Below are 19,515 nucleotides of genomic sequence, written 5' to 3'. Positions count from 1 at the left end.
TCATTTGTTCATTGTTTACGTTAGGCTTAATCACCAATTTTGTGATTTTTCAAAATATAATAGAGATTACAGAAATTTTATGGTTACTCAAAAATGAAGGTTATCGCTTTTCACGCCAAGATTTAGAAAGGATAAGTCCCTATATAACTAGGCATATAAAACGATTTGGTAATTATATAATTGACTTACAAAAAACCTCTCATCCAATAGAGGAAGAAAAAGTAAGCGTATGACCTATTTTTGTGTATTATCTTGGCTACATTCCCTTTAGGGGGGCACATAACCGAAAAAAGAAAATTGTACGTTAAGGAATATTTTTACATAAAAAGAAGAGTCGTCTTTGCATCTTTTTTCAATTCTCTTAATTTCCGATCTAACGCAGCTAAGCTTACACTTGTGATAGCACAAATTTCTTTAATCGTTTTCTTCGTTTGTTGGCGTAATTCAATCGCATGGTTCATTCCTACAGGTTGTTCTGTACATTTTTTATTCTCCCTCGGTAAACTTCTTTTTGTTTTGCAAGTTTGATTCCAGCAATTTATTTTTCCTTAATCATTTCTCGGTTTAACTCACTAAAGACTGACATAACTGTTTAAAAAATTTTTCCTGTTGGAGTTCTTGTATCAATTCCTAAATTTAAAAAAGAAAATTGTACGCCTTTTTACGAAGATGTTCAACAAATTGTAGTAATTAAATTGTATGCCGTCCTTTTAACTAATCAAGGTTTAGATATGTTTGCAAAATTAATGGGACGAATGTGTAACCGCGGAGAAAATAAACATAATAAACAATTTCAGAAAGATGGGAAATCAACAAATGAAAAAGTTAGACTTTATGTCGAAATAGGAAAAACATTAATTGAAGCAAAAGAATTAGAAACAGATCCTTTCGAAGCTGTACAATCTATTATATCTTAGAAGAAATTCGTAATCGATCCTATGAAGATCAATTACATCGTGCAAGTGGACTTCAACTCATTATTTCTGCGATTGTAATCTGGAATTCTATCTATATCTCTCGTGCAATTGAAACGTTACGGAATAATGATATTCATATTTCAGAGGAATATATGCAGCACATCTTTCCATTAGGCTGGGAACATATCGCACTTACAGGCAATTATATTACAAAACTACCGATTCGTTCGGAGATACTGGTTTTACCCCTTTTTGGTGGTGTTTTTGTCTCGTAATGGTTTTAAATTATCGAAATTTATATCGTTGTATATTCGCACTTTTGGAATTTGACCCCGATTAGTAGTTTTTAATTAGATTTGAGCTACACATTGTCAATGTATAATGTTGCCTTTGACAACTCCATTTTTATGAATCTAAAAATATAGATTTAATGTTATTGTACTAATAGTCAGAAATATAATTCGAATTTAAATATTTTTAACAATTAAAATTCGGAGGACGTATATTATGTTAAAATCTTACAAAAAATTAAAGAAAATCATTCCGGTAACAATTCTATTAGCGGCTACGTTAACATCTTCACCGCTTTCTTCTTTTGCGGCTGAAAAAAACGATGTGCAAAATAATTATGTTTCTTCTCAAAAAACTAATAAAGTATTTCAGCCTACAGAAGAATCAATTACTTTCATGTCTAAAATAGTAAATAGTGGGGCAATTAAAGAATTTGATTTTAGTCAAGACTTAAAATCAATGACATATAAACATGATATGGTCACAATGAAAAATATTTATAACTTTAATGATGAAGAGCTTGCTAAATTAGAGCAAATTGTAACCTTCTATAATGAAAGTATGAAGAATAATTCTGTTGCAATAGGTGGTTTAACTAATCCACCTATGAACTCAGTTAAACAAGGTGGTCCGCAATATGTAGTAACTGATTGTGGTTGGACATGGATTAAAATGACTTTTACTAATGAAGAGACAAAATTACTTTTAGCTGGCGCTGCAGCTGAAGGAGCATACGCTTTATATGCGGCATTTGTTGGATTATCAGCAATTGCAGCTACGCCAGTAGGAGGAGCAATTGTAATGGTTTTAGGCACTCTTGGAATGCCTAAATTTGCTTCAATTTGTCAAACAGTTATACGCGCTCTATCTGCAGGAAAAGGAGTTTTTGTTGAAATTGGAATGGATGGTGTGATTCCATATATTACTGCGAGTGTTGCAAGACATTAAAATACACAAGGAGATGGGGCATATGAAAAATCATCAAAAAGGTAAAGATATGTTTAAAATCTCCTGTAATTTAGGGGTCTTCGGATATACGTTTTTCTTAGGATCTATGTATACATACGTGTACTTTTCAGGGGAAATGCTACTTGCAGTTTGTATTTATGCAATGATTGGAAGTGTATTATTAACTATACAGTATCATTTATTACGTCAGTTAGGTTTAAAAGAGAGACTATTTGAAATAATGTTGGTGTTAATATTTCAGGCATACAGTATGTTTTTTAAACATGATAATATTAATATAGTAGCTGTTGTAACATGTATCATTGGTGTTACTTGTGTATTAATTAACCACAAAAAGGTAAAGAAGGTCTATAGATAAATAACAACGTTATTATAATTTTTCAAAAGAGAGAGGGGCATACCATTACAGTTATGCTCCTTTCTCTTTCTTTATTTCAACCCAAATTGAGATTTGTTTTGTATGGGGTCACACGACCGAAAAAAATCGCACGTTAAGGAATACAAACACAGAGAAAATGATTTTCCCTGTATTTGTATTTTGCTTTATTCTATTTTTTTCGTAGTGGCCGTAAGTTTTCGAAATTCACTTTTTGATTTAAATTCCAAATATAATCGCATGTAAGTGCGATATGTTCCCAGCCTAATGGAAAGATGTGCTGCATATATTCCTCTGAAATATGAATATCATTATTCCGTAACGTTTCAATTGCACGAGAGATATAGATAGAATTCCAGATTACAATCGCAGAAATAATGAGTTGAAGTCCACTTGCACGATGTAATTGACCTTCGTAGGATCGATTACGAATTTCTCCTAATTGATTAAAAAATACAGCTCTAGCCAAAGCGTGTTTACTTTCGCCTTTATTTAACTCAACCTGAACTTTTCTTCTATGTTCAGGATCTTGAATGCTCTTCGTCAACTTGATGATACAGAACAAAGATGGATGCAAGACCAAGATCACAAAGTAAGTCGTGAAATAGTCTATTTTGCAACGGATAATACTATTTCTGTCATTTTCGATTAGAGCAACTAACGAACATGAGACAGACGGCACGGACAAGCCGTAAAAACAAAAATCGTGATATCGTTGGGGCGATGAATATTCGCTACGCAACTGTGGTTGGCGGTAATAGTCAATCAGCCTAAGAACCTATATGGTCTGTCTTAGGAGGGGTGATGACACACCCTCATCTTGAAGGCTGTTCAAAACAGAAATGGACTGCGAACGTTTCGTCATTCAAGAATCCCATCCGTTACACCGTAAGGTGTAGGACTTGCGGCTTTAGCCGTGGGAGTGTCAATATATGCGAATTCCGTTTTTTTGATATGTTCTCTAGGAGGTTCATTCTGTTTTATTTGTGAGTGAAATCATAAAATGAGGACAAGACGATGTATGTTGACATATCTTGTCCTCATTTTGAATGAAGTTAAAGAAAAATAATCAATGACAATCCCACGAAACAGATGTAGTTTTGGTGCAAATAACAGTAGTAGGATGGGATTGTAATGTAATGTAAGGATGTGCAAAAAGAAATGTTTCATAAGAATGGTTATAAAAACCATTCTATGAAAAAGTATGGTAAAATAGAAGGGATATGTGTATAAGGAATTCGAATCTCTCCTTCGTTAAGAGGAAAGATGGTGCATTATAAGAACAACTAATGGATTTGTGAATCCATTAGTTGTGTTAATTTTTGAAGTATTTTTTGTTTCTTTTTACTTTTCTTTTATAAATAGGAAATATAAGATGTAGACATGAAAAACCGCTTTATTTCTACAGATTGAAATTAATTTTTTATAGTATTACAGTTTTTAAAAATGAAAACGGTCACATAAGGTATGAGATATGCTATGTGTACAAAAGGAGGGCATTTCTATGAAATCAACAGGCATTATACGAAAAATTGATGAGCTTGGTCGAGTTGTGATACCGAGGGAAACGAGGCGTACACTCAATATTCACGAAAAAGACCCACTAGAAATATTTGTAGAAGGTGAAACGATTATTCTACAGAAATATAAATCGTATGGTACTTGTCCCATTACAGGAGAAATTTCTTCCCAGAATATCAAACTAGCGGATGGAAAGCTGACATTGAGCCCAGAGGGGGTAAAGCAATTATTAGCTGAATTAGAACAATACAAAGTAACGGTATGAGAAAAGAATAGGGGGCGAATTCGTTGGAAGTGAAATTACAAGCATTCCAAAGGGATAGAAGCAAGAACATGCTATCTTTGCAGGAACAATTGTTACAAGAGGCTTTTCAAAAGAGGAAGGATATCACGTTAATTCTGTTAAAGGGATTGCATGTAAAAGGAATGATACGAGGATTTGATACTTATTCTGTTTTAATAGAAGTTGAAGGAAAGCAACAGCTTGTATATAAACATGTGATCTCCACGATTCGCTTCTAAAATAAAACAGTAGCATGAAATTTTTAGAATTCATGCTACTGTTACAAAAATATTATTTAGCATTTACAGCTTCTTTTAATGTTTTCCCCGCAAAGGCAGGTGTTTTTCTCACAGGAATGGTAAGAGTTTCACCAGTATATGGATTGCGTCCTGCACGTGCGCCTTTCAGCGCGCATACGGCGTTCCATCGATGTAGATACCGAGAAAATAATGGGTTTACCCTGTACATCGTCCCCTTCGCTCCGATATCGGGCACAATTAGAGAAACACGTTGGTATCGCATACGGAAAAATGGAGAAGGATGGTTTCAATACTATAGACAGAAACATCCGAAATTATTTGAGAAATAAAGATTATACATGTATGAAGAGTCGAAACACCGAGCGGTGTATTACTGTTCGGCTTATTTGGCGATTCACATGTAATTCAGGATGAACAGGAGAATATTCTAACTGATTGAATATTCTGAAATTATGTTAATGCAATTTTTGAACGTGATGTTAGCCTCTTCGCTCTCTTCACCTATTCAAATGTTGAAAATAGAAGACCCAGATATCCACCGCGAATACGACAAAGACAAATTGTCCATTCTAGATGTATTAGCAACTTTAGATGACAAGACCCAAATTGCCATTGAAATACAATTGTAATGACCAAAATGATTTTCTGAAACGTAGTTTGTATTATTGGAGTCGTTTGTATGCTTCTCAAATGCAAAAAGGTAATTCTTATGACGCATTGCGAAAGACGATTACCATTAATATTTTGAACTTTCCGGTCTTTCCAGAATACGAAACGTTCCATACAACAGGGAAACTGTGGGATATTGAGTTACAAAAATTACTGATAGACGATTTAGAATCGCACATCATTGAAATCCCTAAATTAATGGCGTAATGGAAACAAGAACAGGTCAACCCGTGGGAAGACGACTTTGTACGATGGTTACTCTTATTATCCGCTAATGATGATACACAATTAACACATACGCTGGAGGAGATCGCCATGAACAGAGACCCGATTTTAAAAGATGTGATGCAAAAATGGGAAAAGATGAGTCAAGACCCTGGATTCCGTATGTTATATGAAGCAAGGTAAAAGACACTTATTGATGAAGCCACTAAATATAAATATGCAGAGAAAAAAGGGCGAGAAGAAGGTAAACTAGCCGAAAGAGAACAATTAATCCGTGGCATGTATATCGAAGATATCGCAAAGTTTACAAATATGGAACTGTCGGAAATACGCTATCTTTTGGGACAATAATATAGGTAAGAGCTTTTAAGAGAGGGAGTGTTATATATGGGGGGCTATTTAGAAATTGGAATTCTTACTGAAATTATCATACCAAAGCAAGTGTATGGTAATCCAATCGATATAGAAGTAATACAACAATCTGTCTTTCAAAAATACCTACTCGATTCTACATTGTATACTATTCAGGACCAAGAAAATTCGTATTGTTTGACGTTAAATCCGAAGGTATTACAATCGCATATAGCTCTTTTTCTACAAAAACAAATGTCATGTATGAAAGTATATACGTATATGCAAGAAGAATGGGAAGGCCTTCAATCAGTACTACATGCTTCTACCAGTTCGGAAGACATTTTAGCAATAGCGAATCAACAGAGATTCAGAAATTTTCAATCTGTAGAGATATATGATTATGTAAAAGCTCCTTTTCGCTCTTTAGATATTCGCCTGAAAATTATCGGTTACCATTCCGAAGGAAAAATACTAGCGGAAGAATTTGGAAAAACCGCTCATTATTTGATGAAACTAATTCGTGATTCCGACCCTACCAACCCTTTAGTGAATACCGTAATTGTTGCAATTCAATAAGGTTTTCAGTAATGCTATAGCTAAATCGGGTTTTTATGCCAAATCACATAAAAAGGGAAATGAGACAAAAAACCACTAATCTTTTTTATTCGTAAAGATACACGATTACAGTGACTAGACAAATCACAAATATTAAGTAATGAAAAAGTGTTTTAAGAGTTGTTTAGTTTATTAGAACAAAAGTTCATTTTGTTTCCGTTCTTAAGTTGATGGGCATGTAGGTGACCCCTACAAGTGAAAAATTGTAATACCTACGCTATTCAACTATAAAGCGAAGAATTGCATGGTTATCAATATAACGTAGTCGCGCAGGGAAGGGGGTTTTTCGAAAATATATTGTTTTCTTTAGCTAACATTAAAAAGATTCCAGAATGTTGGAGCTCTAAAGAGTTTTCTAACACTCTGGAAAAGGTAGCGGTAATCTTTTTAGTACACAAGGGTTTAGATGACAGAAAATTCATTCATCTTACACTTTATTTTAAATTATTAAAAGCGAAAATACAATTTTAATTACAGATTTCTCATTATGTTTTTTGAATAGTAATGGACAAAAAGGTTCCAACTCTAGTAACTCGATAATGTGTCTCATACTATGTTCAGAATCATAATACATATAAGTATGTTATATATTGATATTTTCGCTTCGCGCAATTCATTGAGTATAAAGCGAAATTAGTTGGTATACAGGTTGAATATGTGAATCCTGTTTATACAAGTCAAACATGTCCCAAATGCACGAAGAAGAACAAGGCGAAAGATAGAAAATATAAGTGTCCATGCGGATTTGAGAAACACCGCGATATCGTTGGAGCGATGAATATTTGCTACGCAACTGTGGTTGGCGGTAACAGTCAATCAGCCTAAGAGCCTATATAATCTGTCTTAGGAGGGGTGATGGAACACCCTCATCTTGAAGGCTGTTCAAAATAGAAATGAACTGCGAACGTTTCGTCATTCAGGAATCCCATCCGTTACACCGTAAGGTGTAGGACTTGTGGCTTTAGCCGTGGGAGTGTCAAAAGATGTAGAAGTGTTCAAGGAAATACATCCAACTTTATATTCGAACTTTATGAATTTGAGCATAGATATCTTGTAAATGTAAATACTATACAGTATAATTATAACCGTTATAACGTAATAACAATAAGATGCTATAACAAGAAAGATAGGAATAAACACAGACAAACATGTCGTAGTAAAACAAACTAAAAGGAAATAAGATACCTACTGACAATATCACGTAGTAATTGTCAGTAGGTATCTGCAAAGCGAGGAAATTCAAATGACTGTAGTAACTATAGGAGGTGCACTAACGATGAAACCAGTAGAAAGAAAGGTAACAAAGATAGGGAATTCTTTAGGAATAACTGTTCCGCAAGAAATTATGAATTTGTTAGATGTTAATTTGGGTGACATCGTTAGTCTAGAAGTAAATGATAATAATGATGAAATTATTATCAAAAAACAAAAGAAGGTATCGCTACCTAAAGATGTTGACCCTATGTTTTTGGATATTGTTTCTGATGTATTCGAAAGATATGATGAAACTCTAAAAGGTTTGGCGAACCGTTAGAGAGGAAGAAGTAGTAAGATGAATGCAGTAAAATATATAACAACAACCGAAGTAATCCTTCTTAATGAAATTGTCATTAAGAGAATAACACCAAGTGAACCCGTAGGTGTAAAAGAGTTGGGGCTTTTAGAGTCTGCGGTAGACCGTCCTAAATCTTCAGCATTTGGAGATGATGCTTATCCTACGATTTTTGAAAAAGCAGCCGCATTATTCGAATCAATAGGGAAAAATCATGCTTTTTTTAATGCAAACAAAAGAACTGCATTCACAGCTATGAACTTATTTTTAGGTTACAATGGTTATAAATTAGTAATGGGACAAAAGTTCGCTGAAGACTTTACTGTGAATATGGTTAATAAGGAATACACCTTCGAACAAATAGTAGCCATCATAAAAGAATACTCAGTAGAACGATAAAGACATAGATGTGAAATAATCTATGTCTTATTTTTTATTTAAACTATATAATTGTACCCATACGCCCATTATCCTTGCGCAGCCGCTTTATCATTTTAGCCAAGAAGACTCCTTCCTCAAGGAACGCGAAGTTAGTAGGTGGGAGATGAATTGGCTTCGGACAAGGGATGGCAGGAAGCCATCTTAATTGTTCGACATACATAAACTGTTACTTCACTATCTACCGAACGCATGTTTGTTGTACAATAGAAACATACCGAAATGGAGGTGAAATGAATGATGATTAATAAAGCATATAAATTTCGTATCTATCCAAATAAAGCACAAGCAACCCTAATCAATAAAACGATTGGCTGTTCTCGTTTTGTATTCAATCATTTCCTATCTCTATGGGATAATGCATACAAAGAAACAGGGAAAGGTTTGACATATGGTACATGCTCTGCCAAACTCCCTGCCATGAAGAAAGAGTTTGTTTGGCTAAAAGAAGTGGATAGTATCGCGATTCAGTCGTCTGTTCGCAACCTTGCGGATGCTTATACACGCCTTTTCAAAAAACAAAACAATGCCCCGCGTTTCAAATCTAAGAAGAACAACGTACAATCTTATACCACAAAACAAACAAATGAAAACATTGCCATTGTAGGAAACAAAATAAAATTGCCAAAACTAGGTCTTGTTCGATTTGCCAAAAGTCGTGAAGTAACAGGACGTATTTTAAATGCTACAGTTAGACGGAACCTTTCTGGCAGATACTTTGTGTCATTGTTAGTTGAAACAGAAGTGCAAGAACTTCCGAAAACAAACTCTTACATTGGAATGGATGTGGGACTAAAAGATTTCGCCATTTTGTCAGATGGAACAACCTATGAAAATCCGAAGTTTTTTCGATCATTAGAAGAGAAGTTGGCAAAAGCACAGCGTGTTCTTTCTAGAAGAATGAAAGGATCTTCTCGCTGGAATAAACAACGAGTAAAAGTAGCTAGAATTCATGAATACATGACGAATGCTAGAAAAGATTACTTGGACAAAATCTCGACTGAAATCATCAAAAACCACGATGTTATCGGTATAGAGGATTTGCAAGTATCAAATATGTTAAAGAATCATAAGTTAGCAAAAGCAATTAGTGAGGTATCATGGTCTCAGTTTCGAACTATGTTGGAATACAAAGCAAAATGGTACGGCAAACAAGTCATTGTTGTATCGAAAACATTTGCTTCAAGCCAATTATGTTCTTGTTGTGGATATCAAAACAAAGACGTTAAAAATCTAAACCTACGTAAATGGGACTGCCCTTCTTGCCTTACAAACCATGATAGGGATATTAACGCAAGTATCAATCTAAAGAATGAAGCGATAAGGCTTCTAACCGCAAGGACTGTGGAGATAGCCTAATAAATTAGAGTTCGATAGAACTCTTTACTTAGGAATCCCCCTCTTCTAAACGAAGTGAAAGTGGGGGTAGTTCAATCAACTAATTTGCCAATATACAAGCGGCGATCACGCATTATTTTAGCAATCCCACTTCAATTAGAATAGGGCATGCCTTACCGTTCTTTGTGAAAAACGATTACCATCATCTATTAGATGTTAAACTCTTTCCTCATTATGATGATATGCACACTGTTGGACAGTTTTGGAGCAGGCAACATCAAGAGGTGTTACTCAAAGCTTTAGAAATCCATTGTATTGAAATTCCAAAGTTACTACAGCAATGGAGAGAAGAAAAAATGAATTCGCTCGTTGGTTATTTTTATTACCAGCACATGAAGATGAACATTTAACCCACACTTTGGAGGATATGGCTATGAAACAAGATCCAATGTTACAGAAGGCAATCCACAAATGCGAAAATATGGGTCAGAGTAGCTTTTTCCGTCTCGCATAGGGGTATGGCAACCAAAAGCGAAATATGGGGCCATATGCAAATATATTCCAAATCAAAAAGGGTATGTGAAGAAGTTTTTATTCGCCACATACCCTTTTTATTAATTGGCTACTTGGTAAATTGGCATATCGAACTGTAAATCCGGTGGCTGTCTATTTGGATCAATCCCATATTTGCCAAATCGATTCACATGAGCTGTGATATATGGACTTAACTCACTTAGTACTTCTTCGTCCAATTCATTTCCATCTTGCCGATAATCATGTAACACTTGTGTTAATGCAAATACATTGTAAAAAATTAAACAATTCGCTACTAAGTGATTAAACTTAATCACTTTTCTTTGGTTTTCTCTATTATTTTCAGTAATGATTCCCTCTCCACCAAAAAATAGCCATTTGGTAAACCCATTAAATGATTCACTCTTATTTGTAGCTGTTTGAATGGTACGTCTCAATTGTTCATCAGCTATGTACTTTAATAAAAACATAGTACGAATTACACGTCCTAATTCACGAAACGCTTGATATAATTTATTTTTCTTACTATAGGTTCCTAGCTTATTCAAAATAGTGGAAGGAGTAATTTTTCCTACTTCAATTGACATGGCTACTCGTAGCATATCTTTATAATGGATTTCAATTAAATCCAAATCAATTTCATCGGTAAAAATATCGTCAATATGCTTAAATCGACTTTTTTTATCTGGACGGAACATTTTTAAATCTTTCCAATTTCGAATTCGTGGCATTAACTCGATTCCCATTAAGGTAGATAATCCAAAAATGGTAGCACTTTGTCCTTGTGTATCAGAATGAATGACTTCTGGTTGAATCTCAGAATTGTTATTCATTAAGACATCTAGTATATAAAGTCCTTCCCATACACCACACGGTATAAAATGACTAAATAATGCAATGTAATTATCAGAAACATGATAATAGCAAATTCCCCCATATCCTCCATAACGGATATGCCTCTCAGATAACAAGTTTTGTTCATATAAGGCCCATATTGTTCCATCAGCAGATGCGCTTTTCCCGTCTCCCCAATACTTAGGTAGGCCGAATTTGTTATAGGAATTAATAATGAATTGGATTGCTTGATCTAGATTTTCTGTCGTAATGTGTCTTTGATTTACCCATGAAATTTGCCTTCGGTCCATATTTCCTAATGATCTTGCAGTTTGAACAGGCCCTAGATTACAAAACCATAGCAAAACACAGTAGTTAAATAGCGTTCAATCGGATCTTCTATCGAGCCTCATGTTTTGAAATGGGTTTAAAAAATCGAGTCCAGTTTAACCAATGTTCTGTATCACCTAGCATATCTAAAACATTGATGGGAACTAGATTTTGAGCAATATATTTTTCTAAACTTTTTAATTTAGGAGAAGGTTTTCTTTTCTTTGACTTTCCAATGACAATTTCACCATTCTCAATACGCACTTGTTTATTGTATGGAAAAGAAGCATCTGTTTTCTTTGCTATTTTCATAAACCTTTTCCGTAATTGTTTTACATATTCTTTACCTGTAGAGGGGAGATTGCTTTTATGACAAAAATCCAATAATTTTTGTTCATATTCATTCCAAGAGATAAGTTGTTGTCGATAATCAGCGTATTTTTCACTTCCCTCAATGTAAAGATCTCCAGATTTTAAACCCCACATAATTTGGGTAAATACACAAGCTTCAAAGTGACGGCGATTCACTTCTTCTGGATAACACCCAGATTTTCGATTTGGAGCTATCCATCTCCACCATGCATCAGGAATCCACGATAAATCGAGTAGAGGTTTTATTTCCTTTTTCCAGTATCCCTTTTTTTCAATACTTACGATAGAAAGAGACTCTTTTCGGGAATTTTGATGAGTTTTTAAAAACGCAATTGTATCTTCTAATCCTTGATCTTGGTTTGTAGAGCGTAGGGAAACCGTGCTTAAAATTTTAAACAACGTAGAACGACTACTTTTATAATAATCCCAGACAAAGACAAAGTAATTATCACCACTATAAGCAAGATGTGATTCGCAATCATGTAATATCTCCTCATGTCGGTTTCCTACTACTTGTTCAATCGCTTCCATTTTATCTTGAGATTCATTTCCTGAACGATAAGCAAGAATGACATCATGAAGAGTTGTAATTAACAAATCGGTCCGTTTTTGGTTCTTCATTTGATAGTGTTGTAACTGATCACGACTTTTATTACGGGCGGACATCATTCTCTTAACCATCATTTCTCCAATATTATCTAAAACATGGGCGAGTTGAGATTGGATAAAAGAGAGAGCAAGTGCATATCGTTTTTTAGGTTCCATTTTTTTCATTCGTGCTGCATCGAGCGTTTTGGCTTCCGAGGCCATTTGTCGTACTTTAACAGAAGGAATACTCTTCAGTATAGTAGTATTTACTTTTTGATCCATTAACCATTCCATTTGTGCTACTAATTCCCTGAAATGCTTTATAGTAGGACTTTTGGCATCTTGCTTGAGATGATGCCAGAGAGTATACACCGTACCATCATTCGTTTGAAAGAGAGAATCAATCTTATTTTTATCGTTTTCATGTATCGATTGATATATTTGTTCATACACCACATGGTACGATTGAGATCGCAACCTCTTAGCTGTCTCATTTAAAGTAGAAAAAGTAGGTAATTCAAAACGCTGACGAATTAATTCATCTATTGCAGCATTAATGAAATCGGCTGAGTCGTCTTTTGTTGATGATACTTGATTCATTGTATCAGTCATAATTTTTCTAGCTTGGTCATTGAAGAAATGAATGTTTTTATATTCTCTAATCAAGGCATGGTGACGTTTTTGAGTACCTGAGTTATGATATTTCTGTAAATCATGTCGTGATACAAGAGTAAGATTCATTTTTTGAGCAATATGTATGACAATGTCTTCAGGTATTTCTGTTACAGGAAGAAAATATCCTAATCGTTGAAATGTTTTTAGTAAAACAAATAATCCTAATTTAGCTACATCTCCTTTTACATGTGGCTTCATCCAATGAATTTCTTCAATTGTAGGAGAATATAGCTCTTGTAATTCTTTTTGGGATGGATTACTTTTCAGTCGAGGATAAGCTGTATCTTCGATACTAGGCATAAAAAAACTCCTTATATGAATTTAACTACTAATACAATCTTTTATTAGTCCATGTTTCGATAAAGGGTCATTCTAGATACACCGGCTTTTTCGGCAGCCTCTGTGATACTTGTTCCTTGTTCTATTAAATAAAATGCATAACTTAATTTTTCTTTGTCTACAGATGGTCTACCAGGATATTTGCCTCTTTTTTTTGCTGCCAGAATCCCTTCTTTTGTTCGCTCTGAAGTTAAATCTCTTTCAAATTTAGCAATACCAGCAAAAACAGTAAACAGCATTTTTCCATGTGCAGTTGTTGTATCAAGCCAGGACTCTTTTAAGCTTTTTAAATTCGCTCCTTTTCGAGAAATGAGCTCGGCAATCTCAATTAAATCCTTTGTAGAACGTGAAAGTCGAGTCAGGTCTGTTACTACTACTGTATCTCCATTACGCAGAAACTCTAACATTCTATTTAGCTCCAGACGATCTAGTTTGGTTCCTGTTACTTTTTCAAAAAACATACGCTCGCACCCAGCGTCTATTAGTTGCTGTTCCTGGCGGTCTAAATTTTGATCAATGGTAGATACCCGCATATATCCAAACTTCATATAATTCCTCCTTTTCTGTTATAGTGTATCAAAAACGATATGAAATAGGTATTGTCACAAAAATGGTCGTTTTTGTTACACGGAGGATGAGTAAAGAAACCCAATTCATAAAGGTTAGTTTGTCAAACTAAAAAAATCCATTTATTAAAGGAGTTATTTTTATATTACACCATCCATGTTTAATGTTACTATTACAAATGTTCAGAATATTATTGCGAAGGATGGATGTAAATAATGAGATTTAAAAGTAAATTTTTATGTACTTCATTAGCATTATCTATAGGTATTGGTTTTGTAATGCCTAGTTTTTCTGTATCTGCTGAAACTTCAAAAATTTCAGTTCAATCATTAGAAGAAGAAAAACAAATAAATGAATTAGCTGATCAATTAAAATTTTTAAATGAAGAAGCAATGGTAGTTCAAAATGGTGAAAGAGTTTTTGATTTTAATAAAATTGAAAATAAATATGGACTGGACTATGCAAAAAATTAAAAAAATGATATTACTATGGTTGAAAGAATAAACGCCGATAAAGTTAAAAATCCATTTAATAGATATAAACGAAGTGCATGGACAGATTGTATGGTTGATGCTATAAAAGATCATTTTGGAGTAGCAGCTGTTACTGCGGCTTTGGAAGGTGGATTATGGGCATACCTTGAGAAAAGAGCGTATAAAGAAGCGGCTAAATTATTAGTTAAGTTTGCTATTGGTTCAAATGCTGTTGGATTAGCAAGTACTCTTATTTATTATGGTGGTAAATGCACTTATCAAAATGGTTGATATAGTTATATTTTAAAGCGAGGTTTAAAATATGCGTGTACATAAATTTTTGTATATAATGGTATATTTAGTTACCCCTTTTATATATTTCATAGTATCTATTATTTGGGGGAAGTTTATTTTAGAAAAATCCACATGGGATAATGTATCAGATAATTTATCAATCATGGGAATATATTATTTTTTTGTAAGTATTTTTTGGTTAGTCAATATGAAAACTATTGATATAGCTACAGAAAAAATAGAGCGTAATAAAAAATGAACAAAAAAGATCCTTAAGGGAATCGCCATATCAAAAATTGTTAACGTGGTTTTTTCCTAAATACTGTCGGCACCACAAAAAAGTAAAAAATCATATGGATAAATTTCTTTTCTTGATAAATTAATCTTAAAAATTAAAATAATAAATCGACCATACCCTAAAATTCGTTTTATGAGAGTTTGTATCATCCTACCCTCTGCACAATGTGTAGGGGGTTTTTCAAAAAAAAAAGACACCCTAAGGTGCCTTCCTTTTATCATGTTAGAATCAACATTAACTTAGACTGTATTAACTTTATTTACATTTTTGTTCTGGAATCCATTTTTGTAATCCACACGTCCACTTAATAAAAACTTTATACAACACTCTATTTAATATTTTAAATGGTATATTTTGTCTTATTCCCCCTTTTCGGGGGATGGGCAAAAACACCCAGATTCTTTTGAACTACCAATCAAGAGCTTAATTGGAATATATTTGCATATGGCCCCTTATTTCTCTTTTGGTTGCCATACTCCGCATATGAAGCACGAGAAAAAGTGTTATTTGATGAACAAGCGAAATAGCTTATGGAAATAAGCTTGTCAGCAAATTTAGCAAAAACGTAAAAAGACCTCTCTACGCCGTCGAAAGTGTGGGAGGTCTACCAAAAGAAAATAATATTTAGTAACCAACCACCTTGCGACTATAGTTACCAGAAGAGGTGTTGACAGCATCTCTTCTTTTATTTTATGTGTTGTAGAAAATACTTATGTGTTTAAGTTGATATTGATATTATGCCATCTTCAAAGTAACTTGCAAATCCCGCTGCAGGATGAAGCAACGGGATTTGCAAGTTACTAATTGTAAAACCATAAGTTAAGTTTCGAAATAATCAGCATAAATATTATCAATTCACCGAAAAAAGCAAGCTCGCTTAAAAGAAAAGCTTGCTTTTTTCTTATTCCCCCTTTTCGAGGGGATGGGCAAAAACACCCTACTTCTAAACGAAGTAAAAGTGAGGTAGTTCAAGGCTGGTATGAACTTAATAACTGCCCTATAATAATCAATTTGGACACAATCTTGGAAAAGATCAATGAAGAGGAAATGTTAAACTGGTTAAAGTGTGGGAAAATTATTGAGGAATAAGATTAAATTGATACACTTTGTATTATCTCCCTTTTTTAGGGTGAGCAAAAAAGCGCCAGATGCATTGTATAAATGTATTTCTCATATATATTCACAGTGAAAGAGCTTGTCTCATAGTATAATGGTGAGCACTATAATAGATTTTTCACAAAATGAGCAAGTATATGTGACCTAAAGAAAAAGGAGGGTAAAAAGGCTTTTCTTTATTTAAAAGAGGAGTGGTCAACGTGGAAGAATTACAAGATGTAAAAAGGGCAGTACAAGAAATTAAACAAGATATTAAGGAAATAAAATTTGAAATGAAGAGCTTAGAAATGAGAACAACAGGAAATGAAAAAGATATTATTAATATTAACAAACACTTGGATAAAATCAGTGCAAATACAACTTGGATATTACGTCTAGTTGTAGGTGGTATTATTGGAGCAATTTTCACATTTTTATTAAAAGGAGGAATATAGATATGAGTTTATTAAAAATAATATCAGCTATGAAATTGAGAGTTATTAAGAGGAAACGGCATCAATAGAACAATAATAAACGAATATCAAAATTTACTATAGCTGTACGAATGTGGTATGAGAAGAAACTATTTACCAAAAGAAATCCCCCATTGTCTGATGAGACGATGGGGGATTTCTTATCTTAGAAGTCGAAAAACAACTAAGACGGTTTGTTCGATGGCAATATCATTATACCGCATTTTTGAATGAAAATGACCTGCGATTTTTAACTTTTAAAAAGGTGAAAAATAAAACATGTAGTCCTTATTAGTTTAATAGATGTTTTATATAAGCCTAAAAACGATGGTTATGAGTCAATTGAAAGGTCCAACCAAGAAAAAACACTCTTCCGAGTGTTTTTTCTTCAGGCTGTGGAGAAAGTCTTCTCCACAGCCTGTTTTTGTGTCTGAACCTCTTTTTATGTGTCAACACTGATAAAAAAGAGGAAAAGGAGAGAGTTTTTATGATGGGTGCTTTAAAAAATCATCGTGATGAACGTGTATCTGTTTCTGTAGAAGAGTTGGTTCCACAAGATCATTTCCTTCGTGCGATTGAAGCGACAATTAGTTTTGATTTTATTGAAGAGAAATTACGCCCTTATTACTGTGAAAACAATGGACGTCCGTCAATCCACCCTATCGTTTTATTTAAAATGATGTTTATTGGATATTTTTACGGTATTCGTTCGGAGCGTCAATTGGAAAAAGAGATTAAAACGAAGATCGCCTACCGTTGGTTTTTAGGATTTTCTCTATCAGATACTATTCCAGATCATTCTACAATCAGTTGGAATCGCCGTACCCGCTTTATTCATACAAATATTTTCGAAGAAATTTTTGATGAGATCGTGAGGCAAGCGACAGAGCACCGGATGGTGGGAGGACGTGCGCTAATGACAGATTCTACGCACATTAAGGCCAATGCCAATAAGAATAAATTTGTACATAAATATAAAAAAGAAAAAGCAAAGTTTTATATAGATGAGCTAGAAGCTGCGGTAATCGAAGATCGTAAGGTACATGGAAAAAAGAATTAAAACCTAGAGAGGAAAGTGATACTCCTACCAAAAAAACTCGTATAAGTACCACGGATCCAGATAGTGGATTTTTAATGAGAGATGGAAAACCGAACGGTTTTCATTTCTTAGACCGTCGTACGACTGATGCGAAGTACAATATTATTACAGATACCTATGTAACGGCTGGAAATATGGCAGATTCCGAGCCATATTTAGCACGCCTCCAAGCTCAAATTGATAAATTCGGGTTCAAAGTAGAAGCTGTAGCTCTTGATGCAGGCTATTTTACGAGCTATATCTGTAAGAAATTATCGGAGAGAAATATATTTATGGTGATGGGGTGTATTTTAGAGTATGCGACAACGGATCGTGAAGGATATCGCTAGAAAAAACAAACTAACAGTTACAGGGAAAAAGTTGTACAAAGTACGCTGTTCAACTATAGAGCGAAGCTTTGCAGACGCCAAAGAACTACATGGTTATCGATATGCTCGATTTCGAGGGCTGAAGTCTGTCCAAATGCAGGCTTATCTCACCGCAGCTTGTCAAAACATGAAAAAAATAGCCCTCCATCTGACCAAAAAAGGTCTGGTGGAGGGCTATTTTTTGAAACTCTATTATTTTATGTTGTTTGTATTCGCTAAAATCAAAATGATTACAGAGTGTTGGGAACCCCTAAAGGCTTTCCCAACACTCTGAAGAAAAAACACTCTTCCGAGTGTTTTTTCTTGGTTGGATTTGATAAAAAGTTTTGCTTTCCAATCTAATGCATACATAAAACAAGTAACAACTTTAAATTAACTATATCATATAAATTAAGATAAAATATATGTGTGTTTGTACTTTTATAAAGGTAAAAAATATAATATAAATATGTGCGAAGGTTGACTCAGACGTGTTTCTTTTATATTTCAATAGGACATAATTTTTTTGTAAATATGATTTTATCTGAAGGAGCATTTCTTTTTTCAAAATAGGCGTAAAATGAGAGGGGTGATATAAAAAGACGTTAAAAGTGAGAGGAACACTAACGATGAAACCCGTAAAAAGGTAACATAAATAGGGAGTTTTTTAGGGATAACTGTTTCACAAGAAAGAATTAATTTGTTGGGTCTTAATTTGAGTGACATCATTAGCTTAGAAATTAATGATGAGATTATTATCAAAAAACAAAAGAAGGTATCGCTACCTAAGGATGTTGATCCTGTGTTTGAGATATTGTTTCTAATGTATTCGAAAGATATGATGAAGCTCTAAAGGGTTTGGCGAACCGTTAGAGAGGAAGGAGTAGTAAAATATATAACAACAACCGAAGTAATCCTTCTTAATGAAATTGTCATTAAGAGCATAACACCAAGTGAATCCGTAGGTGTAAAAGAGTTGGGGCTTTTAGAATCTACAATAGACCGTCCTAAATCTTCAGTATTTGGAGATGATGCTTATCCTACAATTTTTGAAAAAGCAGCCGCAAGATTCGAATCAATAGGGAAAAATCATGCTTTTTTAATGCAAACAAAGGAACTGCATTAACAGCTATAAACTTATTATATGTTTACCATAATTATAATATGTCTATTGAAAAATTCTAAGATAGGTCTCATATCTTCAATGCGAAAGAAGTTATACGAAAGTAAGCCATATAAAGAAGATGTAAAACTTTGTATATCGTAAAAAATTGTGTTTCGCACTTTGCTGTTATCATAGGAAAACACTTAGGTATCTAAGTCATTTTTCAATGCCAAAGGCCCCTCATCACTAATACAACCCTTACTGTTCTTTGATTTATAAGAATA

General features: G+C 34.0%; 19 protein-coding genes and 8 pseudogenes. 21 read left to right on the top strand and 6 right to left on the bottom strand.

From position 1 onward, the window contains the following. Nucleotides 1–26: 26 nt before the first annotated feature. Nucleotides 27–233, top strand: a pseudogene (locus MHH55_RS36575) (Tn3 family transposase); the annotation flags it as partial. Nucleotides 234–317: 84 nt separating this feature from the next. On the opposite strand, the pseudogene MHH55_RS31890 reads toward MHH55_RS36575, so the two are convergent. After that, nucleotides 318–690: pseudogene (locus MHH55_RS31890) on the bottom strand (recombinase family protein); the annotation flags it as partial. 41 nt (nt 691–731) lie between these two features. Here MHH55_RS31890 and MHH55_RS31885 point away from each other — a divergent pair. The 4 genes from MHH55_RS31885 to MHH55_RS31870 all read left to right on the top strand — a co-directional run bounded on the left by MHH55_RS31885 (nt 732) and on the right by MHH55_RS31870 (nt 2,535). Next, nucleotides 732–917 carry a hypothetical protein gene (locus tag MHH55_RS31885; protein WP_254849773.1) on the top strand — a complete coding sequence of 62 codons (186 nt, stop codon included), beginning with the start codon at nt 732–734 and terminating at the stop codon, nt 915–917. Continuing rightward, nucleotides 872–1,192, top strand: coding sequence for a Tn3 family transposase (locus MHH55_RS31880; protein WP_340882225.1), 321 nt, complete (start codon nt 872–874; stop codon nt 1,190–1,192). The genes MHH55_RS31885 and MHH55_RS31880 overlap by 46 nt, the downstream gene beginning before the upstream one ends. 232 nt (nt 1,193–1,424) lie before the next feature. Then, nucleotides 1,425–2,156, top strand: coding sequence for a hypothetical protein (locus MHH55_RS31875; RefSeq protein ID WP_078187473.1), 732 nt, complete (start codon nt 1,425–1,427; stop codon nt 2,154–2,156). A gap of 22 nt (nt 2,157–2,178) precedes the next feature. Then, nucleotides 2,179–2,535, top strand: a complete 357-nt coding sequence (locus MHH55_RS31870; RefSeq protein WP_078187472.1) for a hypothetical protein — start codon at nt 2,179–2,181, stop codon at nt 2,533–2,535. Nucleotides 2,536–2,725: 190 nt separating this feature from the next. Here MHH55_RS31870 and MHH55_RS31865 read toward each other — a convergent pair. Further along, nucleotides 2,726–3,088 (bottom strand): annotated as a pseudogene (locus tag MHH55_RS31865) (Tn3 family transposase); the annotation flags it as partial. Here MHH55_RS31865 and MHH55_RS31860 point away from each other — a divergent pair. From MHH55_RS31860 to hfq, 3 genes and pseudogenes are all read left to right on the top strand, one after another. Continuing rightward, nucleotides 3,083–3,327 (top strand): annotated as a pseudogene (locus MHH55_RS31860) (RNA-guided endonuclease TnpB family protein); the annotation flags it as partial. The pseudogenes MHH55_RS31865 and MHH55_RS31860 sit on opposite strands and share 6 nt — an antisense overlap. A gap of 730 nt (nt 3,328–4,057) precedes the next feature. Continuing rightward, on the top strand, nt 4,058–4,339 hold the full coding sequence (locus MHH55_RS31855) for an AbrB/MazE/SpoVT family DNA-binding domain-containing protein (RefSeq protein WP_078187471.1): 282 nt from the start codon (nt 4,058–4,060) through the stop codon (nt 4,337–4,339). 23 nt (nt 4,340–4,362) lie between these two features. Beyond that, nucleotides 4,363–4,596, top strand: a complete 234-nt coding sequence (hfq, locus tag MHH55_RS31850; protein WP_078187470.1) for an RNA chaperone Hfq — start codon at nt 4,363–4,365, stop codon at nt 4,594–4,596. Nucleotides 4,597–4,648: 52 nt separating this feature from the next. On the opposite strand, the gene MHH55_RS36570 is transcribed toward hfq, so the two are convergent. Continuing rightward, nucleotides 4,649–4,825, bottom strand: a complete 177-nt coding sequence (locus tag MHH55_RS36570; protein ID WP_438284856.1) for an HU family DNA-binding protein — start codon at nt 4,823–4,825, stop codon at nt 4,649–4,651. A gap of 223 nt (nt 4,826–5,048) precedes the next feature. Between MHH55_RS36570 and MHH55_RS31835 the strand changes: the two are divergent. The 7 genes and pseudogenes from MHH55_RS31835 to MHH55_RS31805 form a co-directional block, all read left to right on the top strand. Then, nucleotides 5,049–5,862 (top strand): annotated as a pseudogene (locus MHH55_RS31835) (Rpn family recombination-promoting nuclease/putative transposase). 36 nt (nt 5,863–5,898) lie between these two features. Further along, complete coding sequence (locus MHH55_RS31830; protein ID WP_078187469.1) at nt 5,899–6,441, top strand: hypothetical protein; 543 nt, start codon at nt 5,899–5,901, stop codon at nt 6,439–6,441. Nucleotides 6,442–7,074: 633 nt separating this feature from the next. Further along, a pseudogene (locus tag MHH55_RS31825) lies at nt 7,075–7,305 on the top strand (transposase); the annotation flags it as partial. A gap of 451 nt (nt 7,306–7,756) precedes the next feature. After that, nucleotides 7,757–8,014 carry an AbrB/MazE/SpoVT family DNA-binding domain-containing protein gene (locus tag MHH55_RS31820; protein ID WP_078187468.1) on the top strand — a complete coding sequence of 86 codons (258 nt, stop codon included), beginning with the start codon at nt 7,757–7,759 and terminating at the stop codon, nt 8,012–8,014. Nucleotides 8,015–8,032: 18 nt separating this feature from the next. Continuing rightward, nucleotides 8,033–8,431, top strand: a complete 399-nt coding sequence (locus MHH55_RS31815; RefSeq protein WP_078187467.1) for a type II toxin-antitoxin system death-on-curing family toxin — start codon at nt 8,033–8,035, stop codon at nt 8,429–8,431. 276 nt (nt 8,432–8,707) lie between these two features. Then, nucleotides 8,708–9,829, top strand: a complete 1,122-nt coding sequence (gene tnpB / locus MHH55_RS31810) for an IS200/IS605 family element RNA-guided endonuclease TnpB (RefSeq protein WP_340882104.1) — start codon at nt 8,708–8,710, stop codon at nt 9,827–9,829. A gap of 144 nt (nt 9,830–9,973) precedes the next feature. Further along, nucleotides 9,974–10,319: pseudogene (locus MHH55_RS31805) on the top strand (PD-(D/E)XK nuclease family transposase); the annotation flags it as partial. A gap of 103 nt (nt 10,320–10,422) precedes the next feature. Here MHH55_RS31805 and MHH55_RS31800 read toward each other — a convergent pair. The 3 genes from MHH55_RS31800 to MHH55_RS31790 form a co-directional block, all read right to left on the bottom strand. Continuing rightward, a complete protein-coding gene (locus MHH55_RS31800; RefSeq protein ID WP_254849793.1) occupies nt 10,423–11,487 on the bottom strand; it encodes a transposase in 1,065 nt (354 codons plus the stop codon). Between the two features lie 88 nt (nt 11,488–11,575). Next, nucleotides 11,576–13,441 (bottom strand): DUF4158 domain-containing protein, encoded by a 1,866-nt coding sequence (locus tag MHH55_RS31795; RefSeq protein WP_254849792.1) that lies wholly within the window; start codon nt 13,439–13,441, stop codon nt 11,576–11,578. Nucleotides 13,442–13,485: 44 nt separating this feature from the next. Continuing rightward, on the bottom strand, nt 13,486–14,028 hold the full coding sequence (locus MHH55_RS31790; protein WP_078187784.1) for a recombinase family protein: 543 nt from the start codon (nt 14,026–14,028) through the stop codon (nt 13,486–13,488). A 234-nt stretch (nt 14,029–14,262) separates the two neighbouring features. Between MHH55_RS31790 and MHH55_RS31785 the strand changes: the two genes are divergently transcribed. From MHH55_RS31785 to MHH55_RS31760, 6 genes and pseudogenes are all read left to right on the top strand, one after another. After that, nucleotides 14,263–14,520 carry a hypothetical protein gene (locus MHH55_RS31785; protein ID WP_254849791.1) on the top strand — a complete coding sequence of 86 codons (258 nt, stop codon included), beginning with the start codon at nt 14,263–14,265 and terminating at the stop codon, nt 14,518–14,520. 15 nt (nt 14,521–14,535) lie between these two features. After that, nucleotides 14,536–14,811 carry a hypothetical protein gene (locus MHH55_RS31780; RefSeq protein WP_254849790.1) on the top strand — a complete coding sequence of 92 codons (276 nt, stop codon included), beginning with the start codon at nt 14,536–14,538 and terminating at the stop codon, nt 14,809–14,811. 31 nt (nt 14,812–14,842) lie between these two features. Beyond that, a complete protein-coding gene (locus tag MHH55_RS31775) occupies nt 14,843–15,073 on the top strand; it encodes a hypothetical protein (RefSeq protein ID WP_078187782.1) in 231 nt (76 codons plus the stop codon). Nucleotides 15,074–16,428: 1,355 nt separating this feature from the next. After that, entirely contained in the window at nt 16,429–16,662 is a 234-nt protein-coding gene (locus tag MHH55_RS31770; RefSeq protein WP_078187778.1) for a hemolysin XhlA family protein, read from the top strand. 505 nt (nt 16,663–17,167) lie between these two features. Continuing rightward, nucleotides 17,168–18,421, top strand: a pseudogene (locus MHH55_RS31765) (IS1182 family transposase). Between the two features lie 600 nt (nt 18,422–19,021). Next, on the top strand, nt 19,022–19,252 hold the full coding sequence (locus MHH55_RS31760; RefSeq protein ID WP_340882223.1) for a Fic family protein: 231 nt from the start codon (nt 19,022–19,024) through the stop codon (nt 19,250–19,252). The last annotated feature ends 263 nt before the right edge of the window (nt 19,253–19,515 follow it).

The sequence above is a fragment of the Bacillus sp. FSL K6-2944 genome, from assembly GCF_038005385.1.
GTDB classification, from domain to species: Bacteria; Bacillota; Bacilli; order Bacillales; family Bacillaceae_G; genus Bacillus_A; species Bacillus_A cereus.
This window is presented reverse-complemented; position numbering and strand designations above follow the sequence as displayed.